This is a genomic window from Pseudomonas protegens CHA0, from assembly GCF_000397205.1.
Classification (GTDB): Bacteria; Pseudomonadota; Gammaproteobacteria; order Pseudomonadales; family Pseudomonadaceae; genus Aquipseudomonas; species Aquipseudomonas protegens.
Genome location: NC_021237.1, coordinates 800131 through 817385 on the forward strand (window position 1 = coordinate 800131; position 17255 = coordinate 817385).

The 17255-nt window shown below is 64.4% G+C and carries 16 protein-coding genes; 5 read left to right on the forward strand and 11 right to left on the reverse strand.

Features of this window, described 5'->3' with window-relative positions:
• Positions 1 to 20: 20 nt before the first annotated feature.
• A complete protein-coding gene (locus PFLCHA0_RS03475) occupies positions 21 to 2039 on the forward strand; it encodes a pilus assembly protein TadG-related protein (RefSeq protein WP_015634004.1) in 2019 nt (672 codons plus the stop codon).
• Here PFLCHA0_RS03475 and PFLCHA0_RS03480 read toward each other — a convergent pair.
• Positions 2024 to 4792, reverse strand: a complete 2769-nt coding sequence (locus PFLCHA0_RS03480) for a PAS domain-containing sensor histidine kinase (RefSeq protein ID WP_015634005.1) — start codon at positions 4790 to 4792, stop codon at positions 2024 to 2026. The two genes, PFLCHA0_RS03475 and PFLCHA0_RS03480, sit on opposite strands and share 16 nt — an antisense overlap.
• Complete coding sequence (locus tag PFLCHA0_RS03485) at positions 4789 to 5226, reverse strand: TadE/TadG family type IV pilus assembly protein (protein ID WP_015634006.1); 438 nt, start codon at positions 5224 to 5226, stop codon at positions 4789 to 4791. Before PFLCHA0_RS03485 ends, PFLCHA0_RS03480 begins: the two co-directional genes overlap by 4 nt.
• A gap of 74 nt (positions 5227 to 5300) precedes the next feature.
• Here PFLCHA0_RS03485 and PFLCHA0_RS03490 point away from each other — a divergent pair, with 74 nt between their 5' ends.
• Together PFLCHA0_RS03490 and PFLCHA0_RS03495 are read left to right on the forward strand one after the other, a co-directional pair.
• On the forward strand, positions 5301 to 5768 hold the full coding sequence (locus tag PFLCHA0_RS03490) for a prepilin peptidase (protein ID WP_015634007.1): 468 nt from the start codon (positions 5301 to 5303) through the stop codon (positions 5766 to 5768).
• Between the two features lie 126 nt (positions 5769 to 5894).
• Positions 5895 to 6686: a response regulator transcription factor gene (locus PFLCHA0_RS03495; protein WP_015634008.1), complete on the forward strand. Its 792-nt coding sequence runs from the start codon at positions 5895 to 5897 to the stop codon at positions 6684 to 6686.
• Positions 6687 to 6729: 43 nt separating this feature from the next.
• Here the strand turns inward: PFLCHA0_RS03495 and PFLCHA0_RS03500 are convergent, their stop codons facing one another.
• Genes PFLCHA0_RS03500 through cpaB form a run of 8 tightly spaced genes read right to left on the reverse strand, consistent with a single transcriptional unit; the run spans position 6730 to position 14192 of the window.
• Positions 6730 to 6999, reverse strand: a complete 270-nt coding sequence (locus tag PFLCHA0_RS03500) for a DUF3613 domain-containing protein (protein ID WP_015634009.1) — start codon at positions 6997 to 6999, stop codon at positions 6730 to 6732.
• Positions 6999 to 7733, reverse strand: coding sequence for a tetratricopeptide repeat protein (locus PFLCHA0_RS03505; RefSeq protein ID WP_015634010.1), 735 nt, complete (start codon positions 7731 to 7733; stop codon positions 6999 to 7001). The genes PFLCHA0_RS03500 and PFLCHA0_RS03505 overlap by 1 nt, the downstream gene beginning before the upstream one ends.
• An 11-nt stretch (positions 7734 to 7744) precedes the next feature.
• Positions 7745 to 8629 carry a type II secretion system F family protein gene (locus tag PFLCHA0_RS03510; protein WP_015634011.1) on the reverse strand — a complete coding sequence of 295 codons (885 nt, stop codon included), beginning with the start codon at positions 8627 to 8629 and terminating at the stop codon, positions 7745 to 7747.
• A 1-nt stretch (position 8630) separates the two neighbouring features.
• The gene (locus tag PFLCHA0_RS03515) at positions 8631 to 9512 is read right to left on the reverse strand and encodes a type II secretion system F family protein (RefSeq protein WP_015634012.1); all 882 of its coding nucleotides are present in this window, start codon (positions 9510 to 9512) and stop codon (positions 8631 to 8633) included.
• Between the two features lie 16 nt (positions 9513 to 9528).
• Complete coding sequence (locus tag PFLCHA0_RS03520; protein ID WP_011059064.1) at positions 9529 to 10803, reverse strand: CpaF family protein; 1275 nt, start codon at positions 10801 to 10803, stop codon at positions 9529 to 9531.
• Entirely contained in the window at positions 10800 to 11987 is a 1188-nt protein-coding gene (locus PFLCHA0_RS03525; RefSeq protein ID WP_015634013.1) for an AAA family ATPase, read from the reverse strand. Before PFLCHA0_RS03525 ends, PFLCHA0_RS03520 begins: the two co-directional genes overlap by 4 nt.
• A complete protein-coding gene (locus PFLCHA0_RS03530; protein ID WP_015634014.1) occupies positions 11984 to 13237 on the reverse strand; it encodes a type II and III secretion system protein family protein in 1254 nt (417 codons plus the stop codon). The genes PFLCHA0_RS03525 and PFLCHA0_RS03530 overlap by 4 nt, the downstream gene beginning before the upstream one ends.
• Positions 13238 to 13256: 19 nt before the next feature.
• The gene (gene cpaB / locus PFLCHA0_RS03535; protein WP_015634015.1) at positions 13257 to 14192 is read right to left on the reverse strand and encodes a Flp pilus assembly protein CpaB; all 936 of its coding nucleotides are present in this window, start codon (positions 14190 to 14192) and stop codon (positions 13257 to 13259) included.
• A 327-nt stretch (positions 14193 to 14519) separates the two neighbouring features.
• Between cpaB and PFLCHA0_RS03540 the strand changes: the two genes are divergently transcribed.
• Both PFLCHA0_RS03540 and PFLCHA0_RS03545 read left to right on the forward strand, forming a co-directional pair.
• Positions 14520 to 14726, forward strand: a complete 207-nt coding sequence (locus PFLCHA0_RS03540; RefSeq protein ID WP_041115747.1) for a Flp family type IVb pilin — start codon at positions 14520 to 14522, stop codon at positions 14724 to 14726.
• A 182-nt stretch (positions 14727 to 14908) separates the two neighbouring features.
• On the forward strand, positions 14909 to 15319 hold the full coding sequence (locus tag PFLCHA0_RS03545; RefSeq protein WP_015634016.1) for a response regulator: 411 nt from the start codon (positions 14909 to 14911) through the stop codon (positions 15317 to 15319).
• Positions 15320 to 15394: 75 nt separating this feature from the next.
• On the opposite strand, the gene PFLCHA0_RS03550 is transcribed toward PFLCHA0_RS03545, so the two are convergent.
• Positions 15395 to 17071 (reverse strand): ShlB/FhaC/HecB family hemolysin secretion/activation protein, encoded by a 1677-nt coding sequence (locus tag PFLCHA0_RS03550; protein ID WP_011059070.1) that lies wholly within the window; start codon positions 17069 to 17071, stop codon positions 15395 to 15397.
• Positions 17072 to 17255: the final 184 nt, after the last annotated feature.

Here is a 17255-nt window from a genome sequence, read left to right on the forward strand (position 1 = left end):
GCCGGTAAAGGAGTGCCCCGATGTCTCCCCTGAAGCGGTTTTACGGCCCGGCCCGTCAGCGCGGGGCCATTGGCCTGATGGCGGCGGTGACCCTGGGTCTGGCGCTGTTGCTCATGTTGCTGGTGGTGGACAGCGGTCGGCTCTACATGGAACAGCGCAAGTTGCAACGGGTCGCGGACAACGCGGCCCTGGAAGCCGTCAGCCGTGGCGGCAATTGCCAGGCCGGCCTGACTGCCGCCACCTATGCCGGACAGAGTGCAGTGCGCAATGGTTTCGTCATCGCCACCGGCAGTACTCTCACCACCACCTGTGGCTCTCTGACCACCGGAGCCAACAGCTTGCGTACCTTCAATGCCAACCCGGCGCAGTCGGCGGCCGTGCGGGTGATCGCCACCAACACCGTACCCATCAGCGTGGCGTCGGGGGTGGGGGCGCTGTTCTCGCCAGGCCCGATCAACCTCACCACTCAGCTCAGCGCCACGGCCGTGGCTGCTGCGCCGACGCCACCGCTGGCGCAACTGAGCATTCGCAGCACCATAGCCACCGTCAACAGCACCAATTCACCGATACTCAATTCCGTGGTGGGCAATATGCTCGGCGGCAGTGTGAACATCAGTGCTGTGGGCTGGAATGGCCTGCTCAACAGCGATATCAATTTACTGCGCTACCTCGATCAACTGGCGATCGACCTGGGCGTCGCCGCCGGCAACTACACCCAGTTGCTCAACACCCAGGCCAGTCTGACCCGGCTGATCCAGACCGCCGCCACCGTGGTCCAGGCCAATGGCGCGACCGCCGACATACTGGCGGCCCTGGGGGCTCTACAAGTAGCGGTGAGTGCCCAGATACCGCAGTTGAAACTGGGAGACATCCTGAAACTGCAGACCGGTGCTGCATCCACCGCGCTGGATGCCAACTTGCAGCTCTTTCAACTGCTGCAAGCGATGATTCAACTGGCCAACAGCAAGAGCGCAGTGGCAGCGGTGATACCGGCCAACCTGCTGGGCCTGGCCAGTGTGACGGTCCGGGTCAAGGTCATTGAGCCGCCTCAGTTCTCCGCTGTCGGTGACCCTCGGCTGGCCATCCTCGATCCGTTGGGGGCCAATCGCATCTACGTGCGCACAGCCCAGGTTCGGACGCTGGTTTCGGTCAACCTCACAGGCCTGTCCGGGGTGACCGGCCTGGCCAACGCCTTGCTGGGGCTGGTGGGCTCGCTGACTCCGACCCTCAACAGTGTCCTGAGCCTGAATCTGGCCGATACCATCAACTCCTTGGGCTGCCTGCTGGGCGCCGGGTGCCAGCAAGTGGATCCGCAAGTGCTGCCTTCTCCGCGAATCGATATCAACCTGGAGCTGGGGGGCGCCAAGGCCTATGTCACCAACTACAGTTGTCCGACGGGTAACACCGGAACCAAAAGCCTCACGGTGCACAGCGAGTCGTCCCTGGCCGACATCAAGGTGGGGCAGATTGATCCCAACACCGCGTTCTCTTCCTCGACGGAACCTGTGGTGACGCCGCTGCCGATCATCGACCTGGGTATCTGGACCTGTCACAAGATTCTGGGGATCGGCAGTTGCGGGCCGGCGCGCACGGCTTTCGCCGCAGGGGGCATCGGCATCAAGGTCGATAGTTCGCTGGGGCTCAGCCAGACCGGACCGAACGTGGGGCGGGATCTGATCTACTCAAGCGGTGCGCCGGATTTTTCCGTACCGCGCAATGTCAACCAGGCGCCGACCTACCAGAACGCCGCCCCGACCAACAACCTCGTCAACAGCCTGTCGGGCACTATTGCCGGGATCAGCCTGCAGGTTTACCAGCCGGTCAGCGCCAACCTCCTTGGCTCGGTGGTGGCAGTAGCGGGAGGAGTGATCAACGGTGTCACCAGCCTGATCATGCCGTTGATCAGCAACCTGCTGAGCCCCCTGCTCGATCCGCTGCTGAACAACCTGCTGACGGCGCTGGGGATCAACCTGATGGACGTGGAAGTAGGGACCAACCTCACCTGCGGGCAGACCGGCAAGGCCTATCTGGTGATCTGATCTGCCTCGGCGATCGGCAGTTCGATGCAGAAGCGCGCGCCGTCCTGGCTGTTGCTGACGCTCAGGCGGCCCCCCATGTTCTGCACGATGCCATAGCTCACCGACAGCCCGAGCCCGGTGCCGATGCCCACCGGCTTGGTGGTGAAGAACGGCTCGAAGATCCTCTCCAGCAGGCGCGGGTCGATACCGCCACCATTGTCCTCGACCCACAGGCGCACCCACTGCTCGTCGCGCTGGCCGTACACGGCGATCCAGGGTTTGAAGTCGTGCTGCTTTTCCTGTTTGCCCAGCAGGGCGTCCCGGGCATTGACCAGCAGGTTGATCAATACCTGCTCCAACTGGTCGACAAACCCCAGCACCTGGACCTCGAACCCCAGCTCGCTGATCCGCAACTCTAGACCCTTGCCACGCATGCCTTCGGCCAGCAGCGAGAGGGTGCCTTCGATGGCGTGGGCCGGGTTGAACGGCTGCTGTTCCACTTCCGAGCGTCGGCCGAACACCCGCATGTGGTCCACCACCCGGGCCGCACGCTGGACCTGGGCGTCGATGCGCTTGAGCTTGTCGGTGAGGTAGTCGATCTGCACGTCGCCATTGCCCAGGCGCTTGAGCACGTTGACGATGGCCATGCGCATCACGTTGAGCGGCTGGTTGATCTCGTGGGCAAGCCCGGTGGCCATTTCCCCCAGGGTGGCCATTTTCGCGCTTTGCGTGAGCTGCTGCTGGGCGCGCCGGACTTCGGTGTTGTCGCGGCCCACGGCCTGGATTTCCAGCAGTTGCCCCTGTTCATCGAACACTCCGCGATCCGACCACACCCACCAGGCATGTTCGCGCCCGGGCAATTGCAGGTTGATCTCGGCGGTGCTCACGGGATATTCCGGGCTCAACAGCTTGAGCCGGCGCTCGAAGCCTTCACGCTGTTCGGCGGACAGCCACTGCCCCAGGTTGCTGCCCGGCAGTTCCTCGGGGGCGCATTCCAGGTAGGCCGCCAGCGGCCGGTTGCCAAAGGTCAGGGTCAGGTCCGGGCGATAGCGGCAGATCATCGCCGGCGAATCCTCCACCAGGATCCGATAGCGCTCTTCGCTCTGGCGCACCTGCTCGGCGGCCAGGGTTGCCTCGGTGACGTCCAGCCACAGGCCGACGGCTTCCACTGGCAACCCCAGGTCGTCGCGCAGCAGCTTGGCTTCGTCCAGCACCCAGTGGTATGCCCCATGGCGATCGCGCAGCCGATAGCGGGTATGCACACTGCCTTCGCGCAGCAACTGGCGGCAGCGCTGGAAATACAGGTCGCGGTCGTCGGGGTGCACCCACTCCGCCAGGGGCTGCGCCGTGCAGTCCGCCAGGCTCCAGCCCAGCAGGGGTTGCAGGCTGGCGCTGAAAAAGCTCGGCTGCAAGGCGCCTTCCTGGTAACGCTGGACGTAGATCACCGCCGGTGAACTGGCGATCAGGTTGTCCAGCCGGGCATGGGCGGCGGCGGCCTGCTGCTGTTGGTTCTTGATGTCGCTGATGTCCAGCATGAAACCCACCAGGCGTTGGCTTTCCCCTCGGCCCAGGGCCTGGCCCTGCAAGCGATACCAGCGCTGGGGGGCGCTGGGGTCGGGCTCGTGCAGGCGCACATTGAGCAGCAGCGGCTTGCCCAGTTTCAGTTCCTGCAGGCGGCTGCTGAGTTCACCGCGGTCGGCGGGATGAATCAGTTCCAGCCAGGCTTGCACGTTCAGGCGAGCGCCATCCTCAGGCAGGTGCAGGCTGGCGGCCAGGCGGCTGGCCAGCAGTATTTCGGCGGTGTCCGGGCATAGCTCCCACCAGCCGGCGCCCAGCAGCCCTTGGAGGGCCTCCAGGCGTTCCAGGTGCAGGTGATGGCGATGCTCTCGCAGGCGACTGAGCAAGGGCCCGGCGAGGGCTGCGGCGAGCATCAGCCAGTCGCGATCCAGCAGGTACGGGGCATGCTGCTGGACCGCGTAGCAGCCGCACAAGAGCCAGGCGGCGACGCCGTGATCATCCCGATACGGCACCAGGAAGCCTTCGCGATGGCCGAAGATGCCTTGCAGTCGCGGGTGTTCGTTGAGGCCCTGGATCTGGTTCAGGTGCTGCGGGGTGTTGCCGCTCAGGCTGTCCAGGCCGGCACCCAGAGCCTGGCCTTCCTGCCACAGGCGCGGGGCGTCATGGGCGCTGTAGCAGCTGTGGATCACCCAGCCCTGCTCCTGCTCGTCGAGCAGGGCCAGGCCGAGACAGGGAATGTGCCAATAGCGGGCCAGGTCGGTGAGTTGGTCGTGGAGCACGTCCGGCAGGCGGGTGAGGTTGCACAGGCGCAACTGTTCGCTGGCCTGGGCGGCAAACACCCGGCACTGCTCGCGCCCCAGGGCCTGTTGCCGCTGCTGGACCAGGTCGCCGATATCCAGCAGTTGCAGCTGCCATTCCTGCCCCCAGCGCTGGACCCAGCCGCGCAGGTGCAGGGGCTGGCCGCCGGCGCCGCGCAGGTCCAGGTCCAGCACCTGGCCGCTCCAGTCGGCAGGGGCGCCCTCAAGGGCCAGGACGCTGCCGGGCAATACGTAGTCCAGCAGGAGCGGTGGCTCGCGGGAGGGGGGCAGCTGGATCAGGCTGTGGCGCAGCGGGCCGTGGCTGGTGAGGATGCGCCCCTGTTGATCGAGCACCAGTTGCAGGCCCACCGCCTGGGGCGGCAGCGGGCTGTGCGGCTGTGCGGCGGGAAGCGCCTGGCGGCCCAGTAGACGTCCGAGCAGCTTGTCGCCAGAGGTCAAAATTGCAGACTCGAGCTAGCGGTCAGGGAGGTGGGCAGGCTGGGTACCGGGCCGATTCCTGGCAGCACCAGCCGCGGCAGCACCTGGTTCAGCTTGCTGGTGGGGTAGTTCACCGAGACCGTCAGCACCCCGGCGCTGTACACCGCGCTGTAGTCGGTGGCGGCGAAGTTGAAGGGCGGGGGAATCCACTGAGTCTGGGTCTGCACCACGCTGTTGGCGAGGTTCTGCACCGTGGTGGCGTAGTTCGGGGTATTGGGGTCGACCATCACCGCGCGACGCACCGCTTCGGCAGTGGCCTGGTGGAACGACTGCATCATCAGCAGCGGCAGGCTGTAGCTGACAAGACCGTAGAACACCGCGAAAAAGATCACGAACACCGCAGCGAATTCGATCGCCACAGCGCCTTTCTGCTTTCTAGGGAGGCCCGGTTTCATGAGTGCGTCTACCCTGACAACCACTATGTCCATTGAGCATAGGACCATTCCGGCAAAAGGGACCGTTCTGGCTGATGCATTTCTGGGTTTTGTGGGTCTGGTTGGCAATCTGTGCGCTGCAGGATTTGCGTCAGCGGCATATTGCCAATGGCTTGACTCTTGGCGCCGCGCTCTTGGCGACGGTCTACCTGCTGTGGAACGGCACTACCTGGCTGGGGGCCGGCGCGAGCCAGGGCGGTTGGGCGTTGTTGCTGGCGTTGCTGTTCACCTTGCCCGGCTACGCCAGCGGACGAATGGGCGCCGGCGACGTCAAGTTGATGGCGGCCCTGGGGCTGGCCTCCGGCCCTCTGTATCTGCTGGGGACGTTCATCGCCGCCGGTCTGTGCAGCCTGCTTTGGCTGCTTGTGCTCAGGCTCTGGCCCCAGCAGAAACAAGCACTTGATACCCCCGTGGCAGGGCGCGCTGGGAGGGGGTCAAAAAAATACCCTTTTGCCCCCTTTGTCCTGGCTGGAATGGTCTTAACTGTGAGCGTGATCCACTAGTCGCCGGACCCATTAATGCTATGTACATAGTCGGAAAGTAGGTCTAGGTTTTAAGTCGTGGCTGCCCGGATCATGCGTGGCAGCACAGGAGTGGCCAATCGGCGATTGGCCCGCACGGAGTAGCACGTGAACAAGCTCACCTCACAGATGAAGGTGCTCGTGGTCGACGATCAGCCCCTGATTGTCGAAGAGCTTTGCGAGTTCCTCGAAAGCAGCGGTTACCGTTGTGTCCCTTGCGAATCCAGCCGCCAGGCGCTGGAGTGCTTCAACAGGGACTCGGAAATTTCCCTGGTGCTCTGCGATCTGCACATGCCCGATATGGACGGCATTCAGCTGGTCCAGGAACTGCAACGGATGGCCGGCAAGCAGCGGGTGTTCGAAGCCATCATGCTCACCGGGCAGTCCGACAAGCAGGACGTGATCAAGGCCCTGCGCGCCGGCATCGCCGACTACTACCAGAAGCCCATCGACCTGGACGAACTCCTCGAAGGCCTGCAGCGTCAGGAGGTCGCCTTGCAGGAACGGCAGAAGAACCTGCACCTGGGGCACCTCAACCAGAAGCTGCAGTTTCTTTCCGAATCCATCGATGATCTGTACCAGGACCTGGACAAGGTCCGGCGCAGCCCGGCTACCAGCCGCAGCGAAGAGCCCCGGGGCGAAGGCGCCGGCGAAACGGATGCCATCGAGATCCCGGCCATCTTCAACCAGCTGTCGCCACGGCAGCTGGATGTGGCCCGACTGGTGGGCAAGGGCCAGACCAACTACCAGATTGCCTGCGAGCTGGGGATCACCGAAAACACCGTCAAGCTGTATGTCTCCCAGGTACTGCGCCTGACCCACATGCATAACCGCACACAGCTGGCCCTGGCCCTGTCGCCGAGCAATTCCGGGCTGCGCCAGCGGGTGACTGCCCACTGAGCCTGCGGCGGCGAGCCGTTCGCCGCCGGTTGCGGGCTTTCTCCTACTTGGTTTCCACCTTGCCGCCGGCGTCCGGGTCGTACAGGTCCGGGATCTCGTATTTGTATTTCTTCAGCCAGCGCTGCAGCGCCAGCTCGCGTTCGGTGGGCGTGGCCGTCTGAGGCTGGGGCGAGGACGCCAGGTTGCGGTTCTGCAACAGTAGCCAGGCTTCGGTTTCCTGTTGCTGGGGCGAAGCAGGGCCGGCCTCGATGGCCTGGGCGGCCAGGGGCAGCGCCAGCAGGGCAGTGCAATAGAACATCGGCAGTTTCATCATCAGCGCTCCTTGGCGGGTGCGGCGTCTGGCTGCAAGGTGGTAGCGCCACTGGCGACCTGGGTCACCTTGGCGCGCGGGGCGGTCGGGGCCTTGAGCTCTTCGGCGCGGGCCTGGGCCTGGGCGAACTGCTGCGGGTTCAGGCTCGCCTGGCTGACCACTTGCGCGGCCTGCTGCCAGTTGTCCTGGTAGAGCAACAGGGTCACCAGGTTGATGGCCGCCAGGGGCTCGGACTGCTTGAGCTCAATGGCGGTGAGGAACTCGAAGCGCGCATCCTCGATGCGCAACTGGTTGAGGTAGACCACCCCCAGGTCATTGCGGATTCTTTCATTGGTCGGCGCCAGGCGCGCGGCCCGTTGCAGGTGCGCCTGGGCCTGGCCGTTGTCGCCCCTGGCCGCCGCCAACTGCCCCAGGCCGTGCTCGCCTTCGGCGGCCAGGCACGAGCCCAGCAGGCTGCGGTACAAGGGTTCGGCCTCACTGCGGCCCAGCAACCGATAGACTCGCGCCTTGCGTACGCGCACCTCGGCGAGGTTGTCCGGCAGGTTCTGCAGGTTGGCCAGGCTGGCGTGCAGCTTGCCATCGGTGGCCATTTCGTCGGCGAGGTTCACTGCCAGTTCCTGCTCGGAGCTGAGCTTGGCGCAACTGCTGGAGTTGGTCAGGGCCGCCCAGGGCGTCTGGCCGTTGCTGGCGCACCCTCCGAGCAGCAACAGGCTGGCAACGACAATCATGGTTTTCATCAGGTTCCCTCTTAGGAAGCGAAGGCCCGGGCGATGGCGGTGAAGCCTGGCCCGGCCAGCACGATCAACAGGGCGGGGAAGAGAAACAGCATCATCACCACCGACATTTTTGCGGACATTTTCGAGATGTATTCCTGCAGGCGGGTCAGGCGCCGGTCGTCCAGCAGTTGCTTGAGCGCCTGCAGCGATTTCATTGCCCCGCCGCCCTGCAGGATCAGTTGCTGGAGAATCACGCAGGTGTCGGTCAACTCGTCCACCGCCAGCAGGGTGGCGGTCTGGTTGAGTTCATGGCCCAGCTCCAGCCCCGAGTCGACACGGGCCAGGATCAGGCGCAGTTCGTGGGTCAGTTCCGGCAGCAGCTTTTGCGCTTCGCTGCTCAGTACGCGCAACGCCTGTTCCACTGCCATGCCCGACTCGAACAGGATGCGCAGCAGGGGAATGAAGGTCGAGATCTCCAGGGCGATGTGCTTCTGCCGGCGCTTGGCGGCGTAGGCCAGCGCGCGCTTGGGTAGCAGGTAGCCGGCACCGAGTGCCAGCATGGGTACCAGCCACTTGCTCTGGGCCTGGGGAAAGGCCACTTCCTGGATGAAGATCACCAGGCACACGGCCAGCACCGGTGTGGCGATCTGGCTGGCGGCGAACAATGAGCGCTCTCTGGCGCGGCGCCAGCCCAGACGGTTGAGCAGGGTCTGGGTTTCACTGTCCATGCTCACCGCGCGCTGCCCGAAGCGGCTGTCGCCCAGCAGTCGCAGCCAGTTGCCCAGGCGGCTGTCGCGGGTCATGTTGCCCTGCAAGCGCTGGGCGATCTGGCGCTCGCGCCGGCGCTGTTCCAGCACACCGTTGCCAAGCAGCAGCAACGCTCCGAGAAACATCAGTACAGCGGCCAGAACCAGCATTTCAGATGCTCCTCAACATGCGCCAAAGGGCCAGGCAGCCGAAGATCTGCAGGCACACCGCGGTGATCAGCATTTTCTGCCCCGCGGAGTCGTGCCACATGCCCAGCATGTAGCCCGGGTTGGTCAGCATGAAGTAGCCCACCAGCAACAGCGGCAGGTTCCCCAGGACCCAGGCGGTCATGCGGGTTTCCCCGGTCATCGCGCTCAGTTGCCGCGCCCCTTGCTCGCGCTCGCGGATCAGCTTGATCAGGTTTTCCAGCAACTCGCTGGCGTTGCCGCCGTAGCGATGATTGACCTTCAGGCCCAGGGCGAACATGCGCAGTTCGTCCTGCTCGTAGAACTCGGCAAAATCGCTGACCGCGTCCGGCAGGTTGACCCCCAGTTGCACGTTGCGCTGGATGCGGCCCATGGCGTTCTTCAGCGGGTCGTTGCTGGCCTCGATGGCACCCAGCACGGCGTCCGCCAGGGTGCGCCCGGACTTCAGGCTGCGCACGCTGTGATCGAGCAAGGCCGGCAGTTGTTCGATCATGCGCTTGAGCCGGCGCTGATACAGCCAGGCGATATACAGCCGCAGCAGCAGGGGTGGCAGGAGGATGCCGCCCAACAGGCCGAGCCAGCTCGCCAGCACATAGCCTAGCAGCATCAGCACCACCCACACCGCCAGCCACAGGCCCAGGCGCTCGCTGGGCTGGCCCAGGCCGGCCCGGGCGAACGCGCGCTCCAGGCCACCCCAGGAGGTGCGTTGTGGCGTCAGGTCGGGCTGCCCTTCGGCCAGGCGGTTGAGCACTCGTTCCCGCTCGGTCTTGCGCACGCCGTGGTAGAACAGCCAGCCGGAAAGCCCCAGCAGAAGCAGGCAGATCAAGGTAAACAGCAGACCGATCATGGGCCACCTCGCCGGTTCAATTGACGCCCAGCCCGCTTTCGCGGCGCAGTTTGTCACCCGCAGGGTTCATTGCCTCGCGCAGGAAGCCGAAGCCGGTACGACGATCCAGGCGGAACAGGGTGTTGGTGACGTAGATGTCGTCACGTATGCCCACCACTTCCACGACTTCGCTGACGCAACGCCGGCCATCGGGCATGCGGGTCAACTGGATCACCACATCCAGGGCGGCGCAGATCATCTGCCGCAGGGTGCGCTCGGCGATCTGGCGGCCGGTCAGGCCCACCAGGGTTTCCAGGCGCAGCAGGGCATCCTGGGCATTGTTGGCGTGCACGGTGCTCATGGAGCCGTCGTGGCCGGTGTTCATTGCGGTCAGCACGTCCAGTACTTCCACACCACGGATCTCGCCGAGGATGATCCGGTCCGGACGCATCCGCAGGGCGTTGCGGATCAGGTCGCTGGCCTTCACCTCGCCGTGCCCCTCGGCATTGGGCGGGCGGGTTTCCAGGCGGACCACGTGGGGGTGGCCCAGTTGCAGTTCGGCCACGTCCTCGATGGTGACCAGCCGTTCATGGGGGTTGATCAACTGGCTGAGGATGTTCAGCAGGGTGGTCTTGCCGGTGCCGGTACCGCCGCTGATCAGGATGTTGCAGCGCTTGCCCACCGCTTCCTGGATGAATTCGAAGATCGCCAGGTCGATGGTCTGCATGGCAATCAGGTCGCTGCTCTTGAGCATGTCCTTGCGAAACTTTCGAATCGACAGGCAGGGCCCGTCCAGGGCGATGGGCGGGATGATCGCGTTGACCCGGCTGCCATCCGGCAGGCGCGCATCGACCATCGGCGAGGACTCGTCGAGGCGCCGGCCCAGGGGCGCGAGAATCCGCTGCATCACCCGCTCCACATGGTGGGCGTCGATGAAGCGCAGGTCGCTCTGGTGCAGCACGCCTTCACGTTCGACGAACACCCGATGCGGGCCGTTCACCAGGATCTCGGTCACCGCCGGATCGCGCAACAGCACTTCCAGGGGGCCGAAGCCGGTCAGCTCGTCGACGATCTCTTCGGCCAGCCGCTCCATTTCATAGCGCGAGATCGCCAGGTGCATGCGCGCGATGTACTCCGCCACCTTGTCGGTGACGAATTGCGAGAGGTTCTGCCGGGAGCTTTCCAGCAGGTTTTTCCCCGACTCTTCGATGGCATCGATGATGTAGCGATGTAGCACCAGCTTCAGGCCTTCGTGGTCGCTGTTGCCGGCGCCTGCGCGGGGTGGTGCGCCAAAGAGTTTTTCGCCGCTCATCTGCCCCCCATGATGCGATTGAGCCAGCCGGCCTTGGGCTTGGGCAGGCCCTGGGAGCGTTTCGCCAGCCGCTCGCCCAGGGTACGCAGGCTTTGGGTCAGGGCCTCGCGCGGGGCCAGTTCGAACAGGGTAACGCCCTGGTTCTTGGCGTTCAGGCGCACCTCGGGGCTGTAGGCCAGCACCGCGATCACCTCCAGGCCGAAGGTCTTGCCCAGGGTTTCGGAATCCGGTGCCACGGTGCGCAGGTAGCGGTCGACCAGCAAGCGCGCATGCTCGAGTTTCATGCCTTTTTCACGCCAGTGATTGAGTATGGCCAGGTTGCGCCGGCAGTCGAGCACGTTCTGGTCGGTGCACCACAGCAGCTTGTCGCAATGGCTGACGAAGGTACGCAGGGCCTCGCTGTCCGGCTGGCCGACAAGGTTCACCACAATGTGCTGGAAGTGCTGGCGCAAGGCACTGAGGAGCATGTACAGCTCCGCCGCGCTGGTGTGTTCCAGAGGCGCGTCGTGGCTGGCGTAGGCGAGGATCCGCAGGCCCGCCTCGGCGCTGGTGAAGGCGCTGTCGATCAGTGTGGCATCCAGGCGCCGCAGGTGGCGCAGGGCGTCGCCGAAGTGGAACGAGCTTTCCAGGCCCAGCAGCGCCAGGCTGTCGCCCCGGGGCAGGCCCAGGTCCAGCAGCAGAGTCTGCTGGCCACTCTTCTGCACCACCAGCGCCAGGTGGCTGGCCAGGAGGGCGCCGTCGCCATCGCCCTGGGCGCCATAGAGCACGGTCAGGCCGCCCAGTTGCGTGTTGGGTGTCACTGCCGGCAGGCGTTTGCTCAGACGGCGGACCAGCCCGGCGACTTCACTGGAGCGCGAGCCGTAGGCGACGAAGTCGCGGGCGCCGGCGCGCATGGCATTGAGCACCAACTGGTTGTCCATGCCATCACCGAGGGCGACGATCGCCAGCATCGGCTTGGCTTCCAGGGCGCCTTCGATCAGGGCGGCCTGGGCCACCACGTGTTCGCGATCGAGGCCGACGAACACCAGGTTGGCGAAGGTCACATCCACCAGTGCCAGCAGCTCGTCGAGACTGCCGTCGGCACCCACGACCTGGCCCAGGGGCGCCAGGGCGCCTTGCAGCCACTCCAGGTCGGTGCTGTTGCGGGTGATGGCGAGAAACGTCTGGCTCAGGTCCTGGTTCATTGCGACAACCCGCTGCGCTTGTCGAAGTTGCCGTTCTCGAGGAAGAACATGCGGTAGAAGTTCGGGTCGTAGTTGCGCAGCCGTTCGCCGGGCAGGGCCGGCAGCTTGGCGTCGGCGGCCAGGGGCTGGACCAGGTGCGGGGTCACTACCATCAGCAGTTCACGCTCTTCGCGATTGATCGTGGTGTCGCGAAAGAAGGCTCCGAGCACCGGAATGTCCCCCAGCCCTGGAAACTTGTTCACTTGAGAGCTGTTGTTGGTGCTGATCAGGCCGCTGATGACGAAGCTTTCGCCGTCGGCCAGGGAAATGCTGGTATCGGTGCGGCGGATGGTCAGCGCCGGGACTTGGGTCCCGGCAATGGTCACGGCGTTGCTGTAGTCCAGTTCGCTGACCTCCGGGGCAACCTTAAGGGAGATACGCCCGCGATCGACGATGGTGGGCGTGAGGGTCAGGCGGATACCGAACTCCTTGTATTCGATGGTCACGCTGTTGCTGCCGGTGCTGGGCACCGGGATGGGGATTTCGCCCCCGGCCAGGAAGCTTGCGCTCTGGCCGCTGAGGGCCACCAGGGACGGGCGGGCCAGGGTGTAGGCGAAGCCGCTGCCTTCCAGGGCGTTGATCAGGGTCAGCACCCGACCGTTGCCGAAGCCGATGTTGAAGGTGCCGTTGTCCAGCGGGATGTTGGTCCGGCGGCCGCCGAAGGTCGGGGTCACGCTGCCGGAGGTGCCACTGGTAACGGGGGCGGTGCCGGGCGCGCCGAACAGGAAGTTGTGCCCGCGGCCGAAGATCGAAACGCTGGCCTCCTTGAGCTTGGTGCGGCTGACTTCGACAAAGCGGATGTCGGTCTGCACCTGGCTGGGCAGCAGTGGATCGTCACTGGCCGGCAGGCGGCCGGTGCTCATGTCGGCGGTGGCCCGGCCCTGGACAAACACCATGCTCTGGCGTGGGGTACTGGCGCAGGCGGTCCAGACCATCAGGCTGGTGGCGCCGGGCGCCATGCCGGTGAGCAGGAAGGCTTTGTTGCCGGTGGTCTGGACGTCCGCGATCTTGGGGTCGCCCACCGCCAGGCGGGTGATTGCCACCGGAGATTGCAGTTCCTGCTGCAAGCCTTCGCCGATCTCCAGCACGGCGGGCAGCGGTCCCAGGTTCGAACAGCCTGCCACCGCCGCAGCCAGGGCCTGGGTGCAGAGCAGCGGGCCCAGGCTCAGGGTCAGCAGTGCGGAGAACAGTGGCATGGAACGACTGCGCATGTAGTGCATCCTTGCTCAATCAGGGAGTTTGTTGAGTGACTTGGTTGCCCCGGATCACTTCCACCGCCGACCGTGCGGCGCCACCTTGGGTGGCCGGTGCGCGCGGGGCGCTGCCCAGGGCAAGTTGAGTGAACTGGAACAGGTTGCTGTTGGTGGCATCGAGGTGCTCGCGGGCTTCTTCGTTGCCGGCCCAGTAATGGGCCAGGCGCTGTTCCTCGCTGCTGCGCACGGCCAGGCGCAGCACTCCGACCTGGGTGGCAAGCATCAGCCGGCTCAAGAGCTGTTCGGGGACGGCCAGGACCACCGTGCGCGCATTCAGCCGGCGCTGGTCCTGCTTGAGCTTTTCTTCGTTGCTCAACCCGGGGGAGGCGGGCTGCCCGTCATTGGCCAGGCCCAGCTGTTCGCCGACAGCCAGCACGCGCATGGCGGGCACGGCGATCTGTGCCGACTGCTGCGGGTTGCTGGTGTCCTGGCGTAGGAACAGCACGACATCGACATAGTCCCCTGGGCTCAGTTGTCCGGCGGCGCCGATCACTTCGTCGACCGCGACCGCCAGGGCTCGTTCGTCGCTGTGAATCATCCGCGCCAGGGCGCCGCCGGTACTGAAGCTCTGCTCATTGAGCCAGGTGCCGGCATTCAACTGCCGCCAGGGTGTGCGGCCCACCGCCTGGCTGATGGCGCTGAGGCTGCCGGCCGGCGCGGTACGCAGTTTTTCCAGCGCCAGATCGGTGGCGGCGAGGGGCACGAAGGGCGGCACATCGCGCACCAGCACGACCACTGGTTGGCGGGTCTGGTCTTCTGCGCTGGTGGTGGCTGGTTCGACGACACTGGGCGCCACGGGTTGAACCGGTGGTGCTGGTTCGGGTTTACGACTGAGTACCAGGCCCCAGTAACCGAAAAACACCGCACCTACCAGAAGAAGTCCGGCCAGACCCATGGTGAGGCGACTGTTCATGAAGGCTCTCCCTTTCCTGCTGCACTACCAGCCCGTGATTCCAAACGAGTTAATTTCGCAATCAGGCAGCTATGAACATGCAACTATTTCGCTATGTGAAGGTAGTAGAGCTAGGACGAAATGCCATTAACTCACCCAAAAATAGCTAACAAAGGTATGAGTCTGTCCACATGGGCAGGTTTTTTGGCGCCTACCTTCCAATTAATACTTAATGACTAATCAGTTCTTACAGTTGCTGGGCCGGCCTTTGTTGACAATGCTCAGGTGGCACCGGGGAATTTGCCCGGTGCTGTTCCAACGGCGCCTTGCGGCGCAAGGAGAGCTAGGATGATTTTTCAATACTTGTTGCTCAGGGCGCGCCAGTTTTTTGACCGCACCGAAGGCGCATCCGCCATCGAGTACGCCATTGTCGTGGCCATGGTGGCCGTTGTGGTCGTGGCGTTCGTCACCCCCCTGGGTGATCGTGTTCTGGCCATTTTCAACAACATCCTGACTAACCTTGGAGGCGGCACCGTCACCCGTCCTAACCCTTGAGCATGGAGTGGCCCAGCTGAGCAGCCGCTGGGTTGTGATCGCCCGACTTTCCAGCCATCCGGGTCTCGTGCAGGCCTGCGGTTTGCCTAACCAAAGGCCTGCCGGTGGTTGGGTTCCGCCCGGCCTGCTGTGCATTGGCTGCGCTCACCCACTTGCATGAAGTTCACACCAGGGTACCGTCCATGACTTCCCCATCCTCACGTCAGCAACTTCTTCTGGTCGATGACGAAGAGGATGCATTGCTGGAACTTGCCGAACTGCTCGAAGGCGAGGGCTTCTGCTGTTTCACTGCCACCTCGGTGAAGCTGGCCCTGGACCACCTCACCCGGCATCCGGATATCGCCCTGGTAATCACTGACCTGCGCATGCCCGAGGAAAGCGGCCTGTCGCTGATCAAGCGCCTGCGTGAGCACACCGCGCGCCAGCACCTGCCGGTGATCGTCATGTCGGGGCATGCCGACATGGATGACGTCAGCGACCTGCTGCGGCTGCAGGTCCTGGACCTGTTTCGCAAGCCGATCTACCACGTGCGCCTGCTGGAAACCCTCAACAATCTGTTTCCCGAACCCCGGCTGCATGTCGTTGGCCCCTGACCCCAGGGTTTGGCCGGTGCTGTCCTGGCGGCAAAAAAAGACCCGCTCGAAAGCGGGTCTCAGTCATCCGGATGTTCAAAGTTGATAGCTGAAGCTCAAGGTATAGCGTGGCTTGCGGTTGTAGGTGTCGAGGGCTTCATCGGACATCGGCTTGGCCGCTTCCAGGGCGATGTTGTAGTGCTTGGCATCACCGAAACGCAAACCGACCGCGGCGGATGACAGGCTGCTGCCCCTGACCGGCAACTGGTTGAACCAGGTCTTGGAGCGGTCCAGCACCACATAGGGCTGCAGCACACGCACCCAGGGCCCCTCGCGGTTGAAACTGTAGTTCACTTCGTAGGCCACGCCCCAGCCCTTGTCCCCGGTCGCCTGGTCATCGGGGTAGCCGCGAGCGAAGTTCTGCCCGCCAAAGGACGCCCGCTCGCTGTCGGGCAGGTTGTCGTTGCTCCAGTACCAGGCGGCGGAAAGCACGCCTTGCCAATTGTCCAGGAAACGATCGCTCTGTACCCCGGCCAGGCGCAGGCGGAAGAAATCCAGATCATAGAGGCTGTTGTTGGTCTCGGCGCCCATGCTGTCCAGGCCCCGATACAGGCCGGCGCTGAGAATCCGCAGTTGGCGCGGATCGGACTTGCTCCAGTCCGCCTCAAGCGCCAGGGCGCGGATGTCGGTTTTTTCTTCCAGGGTCAGCGGGCTGTTGCTGACCCGGTAACGGGTCTTGTCATTTACTGCATACAGGCGTGTGCCGGCGGTGAGCATTTCATTGGGCGAGGCGATGAAAGGGTGGCTGACGCCGATGGAAAAGCGGTCGTTCTCCCGATGGGGCTCCAGCTCGATCCCGTTGTCCAGCTGCACGTTGCTCCGTGGGTCGGCGCGGTAGCGGGCGCCGTAGAGGCTCAGTTGCGTGCCTTCCGAACCCAGCAACTGGCTGTAGTCCAGGCGGTAGTAGTGTTCCTTGTCGTGGCCCGGCGGGAACAGCCCGCTGAGGCTGAGCTGTTCGCCCCAGGCGGTCTGCGAGTTGCTGGTGATGCCCACCAGGGCCTGCAGGCCGTTGCGGTTGTCGTCGGTGCTGTTGAGGGTGGTGGCGATGGCCTTGCGGCTGGCCACGGCCACCAGTTGGGTCGCGCCGTCGGTAGTGCCCGGTGGCGGCACTACCGCCTGCAGGGTGACCCCGGGAACCTTGCTCATCAGTGTGGTGTAGCGTTCGAAGGTCTTGCGGGTCAGCGGGCGCTCGGCCTTGAGTTTGCTCACCAGTTTGTCCAGGTAGGCGGATACCGGGCCGATGTCGCCCTGCAGCTGGTAGTCCCGGATGTAGCCTTCCACCAGCACTACCCGCAGCACGCCCTGGTCGAAGTTCTGCTGTGGCATGAAGGCGTAGGACAGCAGGTAGCCGTCCTTCTGATAGCGCCGGGTAATGCTGCGCGTGGCTTCGATCAACTGGCCGAAGCTGGCTTCGTGGCCGATCAGTGGCTGGTAGATCGCTGCCAGTTCTTCCAGGGGGTAGACCGTGCCGCCCTCGATCTGCACCTGGCGCACCGTGACCTTGGTGCCCATCATCAGCGGCTGCTGGCCTTGCGGCGCAGTGGGTTGCTCGGGCAGTTGCGGTTGCGGAGTTGCCGGGCGGTAGGCATCCACCGGCAGGTTGGGTTGGGGCAGGTTGTTGATGCTGTCATTGCTGTTGAGAAAGCGCGGAAGGGAGTCGGCGTAAACGGAGGTACAGCATCCAACTAACAACAAACTGGCCAACGTGCGCATAGGACACTCCATGGTCGAGCCGCAGCGGTGTAGAAAGTTCCTGGCTCCAGTTGCCGCTCGGGTCTTGGCCACGATCTGGCTCTGGATGCTTGTCTCTGGATAAACAAAAAGGCGAGAGACTCATGGGAATCTCTCGCCCTCAACCAAGCGTAGGCGCTGCAGGTGAGGCCGTCGAATCGGCCAG